At 70.3% G+C, this 8,399-nt stretch carries 8 protein-coding genes; 5 read left to right on the top strand and 3 right to left on the bottom strand.

The window, feature by feature from the left end:
* A partial coding sequence (locus B4E30_RS09810; RefSeq protein ID WP_286795082.1) for an ABC transporter substrate-binding protein occupies positions 1–1,092 on the bottom strand: 1,092 nt, incomplete at its 3' end.
* 364 nt (positions 1,093–1,456) lie between these two features.
* On the opposite strand from B4E30_RS09810, the gene B4E30_RS09805 reads away from it, so the two are divergent.
* The 3 genes from B4E30_RS09805 to B4E30_RS09795 are packed head-to-tail and all read left to right on the top strand — an operon-like array spanning position 1,457 to position 4,211.
* On the top strand, positions 1,457–1,678 hold the full coding sequence (locus B4E30_RS09805; RefSeq protein ID WP_194383646.1) for a heavy-metal-associated domain-containing protein: 222 nt from the start codon (positions 1,457–1,459) through the stop codon (positions 1,676–1,678).
* On the top strand, positions 1,678–3,897 hold the full coding sequence (locus B4E30_RS09800; protein ID WP_286795080.1) for a heavy metal translocating P-type ATPase: 2,220 nt from the start codon (positions 1,678–1,680) through the stop codon (positions 3,895–3,897). Before B4E30_RS09805 ends, B4E30_RS09800 begins: the two co-directional genes overlap by 1 nt.
* On the top strand, positions 3,894–4,211 hold the full coding sequence (locus B4E30_RS09795; protein WP_194383648.1) for a metal-sensitive transcriptional regulator: 318 nt from the start codon (positions 3,894–3,896) through the stop codon (positions 4,209–4,211). Before B4E30_RS09800 ends, B4E30_RS09795 begins: the two co-directional genes overlap by 4 nt.
* A gap of 9 nt (positions 4,212–4,220) precedes the next feature.
* Here B4E30_RS09795 and rarD read toward each other — a convergent pair whose 3' ends face one another.
* Both rarD and groES read right to left on the bottom strand, forming a co-directional pair.
* On the bottom strand, positions 4,221–5,114 hold the full coding sequence (rarD, locus tag B4E30_RS09790; RefSeq protein ID WP_286795098.1) for an EamA family transporter RarD: 894 nt from the start codon (positions 5,112–5,114) through the stop codon (positions 4,221–4,223).
* A gap of 268 nt (positions 5,115–5,382) precedes the next feature.
* The gene (gene groES, locus B4E30_RS09785) at positions 5,383–5,679 is read right to left on the bottom strand and encodes a co-chaperone GroES (RefSeq protein WP_071046031.1); all 297 of its coding nucleotides are present in this window, start codon (positions 5,677–5,679) and stop codon (positions 5,383–5,385) included.
* Between the two features lie 327 nt (positions 5,680–6,006).
* Here groES and B4E30_RS09780 point away from each other — a divergent pair, with 327 nt between their 5' ends.
* A complete protein-coding gene (locus tag B4E30_RS09780) occupies positions 6,007–8,028 on the top strand; it encodes an Hsp70 family protein (RefSeq protein WP_194383650.1) in 2,022 nt (673 codons plus the stop codon).
* 15 nt (positions 8,029–8,043) lie between these two features.
* On the top strand, positions 8,044–8,399 hold a 356-nt coding region (locus tag B4E30_RS09775), incomplete at its 3' end, for a hypothetical protein (RefSeq protein WP_286795078.1).

The raw sequence follows: 8,399 nt of genomic DNA, 5'->3' as shown, positions 1-8,399 counted from the left end.
GCCACCCGAGACCTCCTGCAGCGACGCCGCGATGTCTGCCGGGTCGGTCGAGCCCGAAGCGAGCGAGGCCAGCGCGAGCAGCACCGTGGCGTCGAAGGACTCCGCCGCGTAGCTGTACTCCTCGAGCGGGTCGGAACCCTGCTCCTCGAGGAAGGCGTCCAGCTCGCCGGTGAATTCGCCGAGCGTGTCGATCGACAGACCGGGCAGCGTGCCCTTCGCGCCGGTGAGCGAGCCCTCCGGGAACTCGTCGCCGAAGTTCGACAGGTTGCCGTCGACGAAGTACATGTTCTCGGCGGGGAACTGTCCGAACAGGCTCGGGAGGATCGTGGTGATCTCCTCGAACGTGATCAGCGCGATGGCGTCGGGGTCGGCTGCGAGCACCTCGTTGATCTGGGCGTCGAAGGTCGTGTCACCGGTGTTGTACGTCGGCTGCGCGACGACCTCGCCACCGGCCGCCTCGAACGCCTCCTGCACGTAGCCGGCGAGGCCGGTGCCGTAGGAGTCGTTCAGCACGATCATGCCGAGGGTCTGCGCGCCGTCCGCGGCGATGAGGTTCCCGAGGACCTCACCCTGCAGCACGTCGGACGGGGCGGTGCGGAAGTACAGGCCGCCGTCGTCGTACGTCGTGAACGCGTCGGACGTGTTCGCCGGCGAGAACTGGATGACGCCGGCACCGGTGACCTGGTCGATGAACTGCAGCGACACACCCGACGAGGCGGCGCCGATGATCGCGGAGACGTCCTCACCCAGCAGGCGCGGGATCTCGGTCTCGTAGGCCTTGTTGTCGGTGTCACCCGAGTCGCCGTAGACGACGTCCATGCTGAGACCGGTGGTGTCGGAGACCTCGTTGATCTGCGCGGCGGCGTAGGCCACACCAGCCTCTTCGGGCGGTCCCAGGAACGCGAGGTTTCCGGTCTGCGGAAGCGCCGTTCCGATCGTCAGGGTCATGTCTTCGACGGGACCGGCCGCATCGCCGCTGTCGCCGCTGTCGTCGCTGCCTCCCCCGGCACAACCCGCCAGGACGAGAGCGCTCACACCGAAGACGGCCAGGCCGCCGAGAGTGGTCGCGCGCGAACGTGTGATGACGCTCATGTTGCTCCTTGCTGTGTGTGTTTTCGCGGGAAGGCTCGGGCGCCCACCCAGTGATCACAACCTAGTCGCGCCGACGTCTCTGCGATGTTGCCGTTCGTTAACGATCTGTAACGGGAGGCGCGAGGAGGTCACGATCCGGCAACGACGGCACAGGAAGGAGGCCACGTTTCGTCTCGCTGCGCTCGCTCAACGACCGGAAGGGGAGGATCGGGAGGGGAGGACCGGGAGGAACTGCCACCCACCCCGGTCGTTGAGCGAGGAGCGCAGCGCCGAGACGAAACGCAGACCCGCGGAATACCCATAGGGGGTATCGTGTTCCACCAACAGCCGGCATCTCCGGCGAACGACCGCGACAGGAGGCACCATGAGCGCCGAGACCACCATCGACTACCTCGTGACGGGCATGACCTGCGGGCACTGCGAGCGCGCCGTCACCGACGAAGTCTCGCGCGTGCCGGGCGTGACCCGCGTCGACGTGAGCGCGGCGTCGGGGCGCCTCACGATCGCCACCGACGGCGCCGTCCCGGCCGATGCCGATGTGATCGCCGCGGTCGACGAGGCCGGCTACTCCGCAGTCCGCGCCTGATGTCCGCGTCGGCCGCCGAGGCCGCGCCCTCGCGCGTCGACCTCGACATCCAGGGCATGACGTGCGCGTCGTGCGCCGCCCGCATCGAGAAGCGCCTCAACCGCCTGGACGGCGTCACGGCGTCGGTCAACTACGCCACCGAACGCGCGCACGTCGAGTCGGCATCCGGTCTCACGCCCGAAGCGCTCATCGCCGAAGTGCAGCGCACCGGCTACGACGCATCGGTGCCGGCGCCCGAGCGATCCTCCGATGACGCGGATGCGCGCGCGCTGCGCACGCGGCTCCTCGTCGCGATCACCCTGGCCGTGCCCGTCATTGCGCTGTCGATGGTGCCGGCATGGCAGTTTCCGGGATGGCAGTGGGCCTCGCTCGCTCTTGCGCTCCCCGTGGTGACGTGGGCGGCATGGCCGTTCCACCGCGCCGCAGTGATCAATCTGCGGCACGGCGCGGCGACCATGGACACCCTGATCTCGCTCGGGGTGACAGCCGCGACACTGTGGTCGCTGTACGCGCTGCTGTTCACCGACGCGGGCATGATCGGCATGACGCACGGCTTCGTCTGGTTCAGCGCGTCGAGCGGACCGGCGGTCTACCTCGAGGTCGCAGCGGGCGTGACGATGTTCCTCCTCGCGGGCCGCTTCGCCGAAGTCCGTGCCAAGCGGCGGTCCGGCGACGCCCTGCGAACCCTCCTGCAGCTCGGCGCCAAGGACGCCGCCGTGCTGCGCAACGGCGTCGAGATGCGCGTGCCGATCACGTCCCTTCGGGTCGGCGACGAATTCATCGTGCGTCCCGGTGAGAAGGTGGCGACGGACGGGGTCGTGACCTCGGGCACCAGCAGCATCGACGCCGCCCTCGTCACCGGAGAGTCGGTGCCGGTCGACGTCTCCCCCGGCGACGCGGTCGTCGGCGCGACCCTCAACACGGGTGGGCGCCTGGTGGTGAAGGCGACGCGCGTGGGGTCGGACACGCAGCTGGCCCAGATGGCGCGCCTCGTCGAGGACGCGCAATCTCGCAAAGCGGATGTGCAGCGCCTGGCCGACCGGGTGTCGGCGGTGTTCGTTCCGGTCGTGATCGGGATCTCGGTCATCACCCTCGTCGCGTGGCTCGTGCTCGGCGGCTCCGCGCAGGCCGCGTTCACGGCCGCCGTGGCGGTGCTCATCATCGCCTGCCCCTGCGCGCTCGGACTCGCCACCCCGACCGCCCTCATGGTCGGCACCGGCCGCGGCGCCCAGCTCGGCATTCTCATCACCGGCCCCGAGGTGCTCGAGTCGACCCGCCGGGTCGACACCATCGCGCTCGACAAGACGGGCACCGTGACCACCGGACGCATGTCGGTCATCGACGTCACGGCAGCGACCGGGGAGGACGCCGACGAGGTGCTCCGCGTCGCCGCCGCCGTGGAAGACGCCTCCGAGCACCCGCTCGCCCTGGCGATCGTCGCGGCCGGCCGGCGGAACGGACCGCTCCCGATGATCGATGCGTTCCGGGCGACCGCCGGGTCCGGCGTCTCGGCCGTCGTCGACGGACGTGCGGTGCTGGTGGGCAGCGCGTCGTTCCTGCGCTCCTGGGCGGTCACACCGATCGAGACAGACACCGAGGGCCTCACGACCGTGCACGTGGCATGGGATGGCGCGGCCCGCGGCGCCATCTCGCTCGCCGACGGCGTGAAGCCCACCAGCGCGGAGGCGGTGCAGCGCCTGCGCGCGCTCGGCCTCGAGCCGGTGCTGCTCACCGGCGACGGCGAGTCCGTTGCTCGACGCGTCGCCGCCGAGGTGGGCATCGAGCGTGTCTCAGCCGGGGTCCTGCCGGAAGGCAAGGTCGACACGATCAACGCGCTTCAGAGCGAGGGACGGGTCGTCGCGATGGTCGGCGACGGGGTCAACGATGCCGCCGCCCTCGCGCAGGCCGACCTCGGCATCGCCATGGGCACCGGGACCGATGCCGCGATCGCCGCATCCGATCTCACCCTGGTTCGCGGAGACCTGCTCGCCGCCGTCGACGCGCTGCGACTGTCGCGCGCGACCCTGCGTACGATCAAGACCAATCTGTTCTGGGCGTTCGCCTACAACACCGCCGCGATCCCCCTGGCCGCCCTGGGCCTGCTGAACCCGATGATCGCCGGGGCCGCGATGGCGTTCTCCAGCGTCTTCGTCGTCGGCAACAGCCTGCTGCTGCGCCGCTTCCGCGCGACCGCACCGACACCGAAGGAGTCCCGATGACCGACACCGCCCCGATCACCGACGGCGCGCACGCCCACCACGGCTACATCAGCGACAAGGCCCGCTACCTCAATCGCCTGAAGCGGATCGAGGGGCAGGCGCGCGGCATCCGCACGATGGTCGAGGATGAGCGCTACTGCATCGACATCCTGACGCAGATCAGCGCCCTCACCAGCGCGCTGGAGACCGTGGCGCTGGGGCTCCTCGACGACCACCTGCGTCACTGCGTGGTCGACGCCGCGCGAGCCGGAGGCCCCGAGGCCGAGGAGAAGATCGCGGAGGCATCGCAGGCCATCGCGCGCCTCGTGCGGTGACGCGCTCCGTTACGTGAAGTCGGCCACGTCCGACACCGTGCGGCGCGACCGGCGCGCGGCCGACACGGAGTCCGCCGACAGGATCACCAGCGCCGCCCAGACCAGCGCGAAGCCGATCCAGCGCTCCGGCGGCATGGGCTCCTGCAGGATCCACACCCCGATCGTGAACTGCAGGATGGGGGCGACGAACTGCAGGAGGCCGATGACGGTCAGCGGAACCCGGCGCGCGCCCGCGGCGAACAGCAGCAGGGGCGTCGCCGTCATCACCCCCGCCAGAAGCAGCAGCACGGTGTGCACGGCTCCGGCCGTGCCGAGTGTGAGACCGGCCGTCACCCCCACCGCGATCAGCTGGATGATGGCGACCGGGGTGAGCCAGAGCGATTCGAGCGTGAGCCCGCTCACCGCGTCGACGGAGGGGCCGATCTGCTTCTTGACGAGCCCGTACAGTCCGAAGGATGTCGCCAGCGACAGTGCGATCCACGGGAACGCACCGTAGCCCGCCACGATCACCCCGACCGCGGCGGCCGCGATGCCGAGCGCGATCCACTGCGTGACACGCAGCCGCTCCCGGAGGATGAGGACGCCCAGGAGCACGGTCAGGATCGGATTGATGAAGTATCCGAGACTCGTCTCGATCACGTGCCCGGTCAGGGTCGCGATGAGGAACACCTGCCAGTTGACGTAGATGAGCAGGCCCGCCACCACCGTCCAGCCGACGAGACGTCGCTGCCGGAGGATCGCCACCAGCCGAGGCCACGTGCGCGTGACGGTCAGCAGCATCGCGCAGAACACCAGCGACAGCAGGATGCGCCACGCGACGACCTCCCACGGCCCGGTGGGTGCGAGCGCGAGGAAGTACAGCGGCAGGAACCCCCACAGGAGGTACGCGACGAACGTGTACACGCCGCCCCACGCTCGCTCTCGCGAGGCGTCCGGCGGCGAGGCGCCTGCGTCGGCGGACGACGGAACGCCGACGCCCGCGGTCACGAGCGCGGTCTCCCCCAGGTCGGGGGCGTCTCGTGCTGCCTCGTCGGCGTCGCCGGCTCCCCCGGGGGGCTCGGGCGCGTCGAGGTTCACCGGTTCATCGTAGTCCCGACCTGCCGCGCCCGGTTGCGGCAGCGAAAAGGGCTCGGATGCCGAAGCATCCGAGCCCTTCGTCAAGCGGGGTGTCTCAGCGGACGACGACCGCCAGAACGTCGCGCGCCGACAGCACGAGGTACTCATCGGCACCGAACTTGACCTCGGTACCGCCGTACTTGCTGTAGATCACGCGGTCGCCGACGGCGACGTCGACCGGGACACGGTTGCCGTTGTCGTCGATGCGACCGGGACCGACCGCCACGACCTCGCCCTCCTGGGGCTTCTCCTTGGCGGTGTCGGGGATGACCAGACCGCTGGACGTGGTCTGCTCGGCCTCGACCTGCGTGATGACGATGCGGTCCTCGAGCGGCTTGATGGAAACCGACACGGGTCTACCTCTGCTTTCCTATGAGACGTCAAGACTCGTTAGCAAACTCGGAGTGAGAGTGCTAACGCAAGTCTAGGGAAGCGCTGGCACTCTTGCAACGCGAGTGCCAGATTTACGATCGACACGTATCAGCACGGCCCTGGCCGTCTCCCCTCATGTGTGTGTACGATGACAACACCGAGACCGGGTCAGCTGGGTGACCTGGCATCGGATGCAGACGACGGCGTTCGCCACCGTGATCGCTCCTCGTCTGCTGCACTGGGACACTGGGAACAACTGGGGTAATCACGAGCTCTCGCCAGCTCGCGCCCGATCCGTGGGGGGATCATGGCAACGGCGTATTTTCTGGGTATCGACGTCGGTACGAGCAGGACGGCGGCAGCGACCGCACGGTCCGCTCCCGACACCACACTCGACACCCGAAGCTTTCCGCTCGGACGCAGCACCGACAGTGCTCCGTCATCGGTGTTCGTCACCGCTGACGGCCTGCTCTTCGGAGACGCCGCCGAACGACGCGGCATCAGCCAGCCCGAGCGGCTCGTGCGCGAGTTCAAGCGCAGCATCGGCGACGACGTTCCGCTGTCGGTGGCGGGGCGGACTCTTCCGCCCGAGCAGCTCTATGCGCACACCGTCGCCTCGGTCATCGAGGCCGTCGTCGAGCGCGAGGGCTCGTCACCCGAGGGCACCATGCTCACCCACCCGACCGGGTGGGGCTCCCACCGGCTGGGCCTGATCCGCACCGCGCTGGGCCGCGCCGAGGTCGGCGAGGTGTCGCTGATCACCGAACCCGAAGCGGCCGCACGGCAGTACGAAGCCGGCCGGGTTCTGGAGCCGGGCCGCTCGCTCGCCGTCTACGACCTCGGCGGCGGCACGTTCGACTCCGTCATCCTCCGCAAGTCCGACGACGGCGGGTTCGCGCCCCTCGGCAGCGCGTCGGGAATCGACGACCTCGGTGGCGCCGACTTCGACGACGAGGTGCTCCGCCACGTGCTCCGCGCTGCGGGCGTGACCGCAGCCGACCTGCAGTCCGACGACGCCGACATGCGGCTGGCGCTGTCGCAGCTGCGCCGGGAGTGCGTCGACGCCAAGGAGGCGCTCTCGTTCGACTCCGACGTGACGATCCCGGTGCTCCTGCCCACGGGCGCGGCGAGCGTTCGCCTGACCCGTGCGGAGTTCGAGGACATGATCGCGCCGTCGGTGGAGCGCACGGCCGACACGCTCGAAGACACGCTCGAAGCCGCCGGTCTCACTCCCGACGACGTCGAGAGCATCCTGCTCGTCGGCGGATCATCTCGCATCCCGCTCGTCGCGCAGATGCTCTCCGAGCGCTTCGACCGTCCGATCGCGATCGATGCCGATCCGAAGTCCTCGATCGCCCTCGGCGCAGCGCGGGCCATCGCACCGGCCGCCGAGATCGGCGCGGGTCTCGCCCTGCTGCCGGCCGGGTCCGCCGCGGCACTGGTCGACGACGCCCCCGTCGCCGAGGCGGCCGATGTCGCCGAGGCACCCACGCCGCTTCCCGCTCGCCGGTCTCGGGCGATCCCGATCGCGGCGTCCGCAGCGGGCGCGCTCGTGCTCGCGAGCGGCCTCGTGCTCGCGAACGCGACCGGACTCGGCAACAGCACCCTCGCCGCCGGCTCGAGCCAGCAGTCGCTGAGCGAGTGGCTCGGCATGGAGCTGACCGCGTCCTCGCAGGCGGTCAGCGAGACGAGTGAGCCCGAGGCGGCCGGTGAGGAACCGGGTGCTGCCGATGCGGTCAAGGCCGCGCCCCGGCCGAAGGCGGACACCGGCGGCTGGACCACACCGCGCAGCAACCCGATGGTGCACAACACCCGCACCACACCGAAGTCATCGTCCTCCTCCTCGAGTGCCACGCAGGGGCGCACGTCGCCGTCGAAGTCGGCGCCGCCGAAGTCCTCGGGATCCAGCGGATCGACGGGGTCGAGCGGGTCGTCGGGCTCGAGCGGTTCGTCCGGGTCCAGCGGCTCCACCGGATCGACCGGCTCGTCCGGATCCGGCGGGTCGACGACCACGCCGTCGACGCCTCCGACCACATCGACACCGACGCCGACCACCCCGTCGACGCCCTCGCCCTCGACACCGTCGACCACTCCGACGCAGGAGCCGGACCCGACCCCGACCGAGCCGACGACGGACCCGTCGCCGACGACCGACCCGACGCCGGATCAGACGACCCCGACGCAGGAGCCCGAGCCGACGAGCGAGCCGGAACCCACCGCGTCGACCTCGACGGCACCCGACCCCGCGCCCTCAGAAACGCAGACCGAGACGACTCCCCCCACGTCGCCCAGCCCCAGCCCGTCCGATACGACGGTGACGGCTGAGTAGCGTGCGGGGGCGATAGTGAACAGGCTCACCGAGACCACCGATCCGACGGTAGAGATGCTTCCCCGGGCTGCCCACGCGCTCGGCGCCCTCGACGACCTCGTCACGCGCAGACCCCCACTGCGCGCAGCGATCGTCGGGGGTGCCGGCTCGGGCAAGACGGATGCGCTCGCCTACCTGCGCGGTCGGCTCGACCGAGACGGCCGGCCGACCCACCTGTGGTCGGCGCGCGATAGCACCGATCCCGTCGACGACGACGTGACCCTCCTCGTCGACGACGCGCAGGAGCTCGACGAGAAGGCGCTCGGAACACTCCTCGAACGCGCGCATCGACCCGACGCGGGCCTCGTCATCGCCTACCGCACGTGGCCGGC

Origin of the sequence: Microbacterium sp. UBA3394 (assembly GCF_002358725.1) — a bacterium.
Taxonomy (GTDB): domain Bacteria; phylum Actinomycetota; class Actinomycetes; order Actinomycetales; family Microbacteriaceae; genus Microbacterium; species Microbacterium luteum.
Note: the sequence above shows the minus strand (reverse complement) of the source record. Positions and strands in the feature narration are given on the sequence as shown.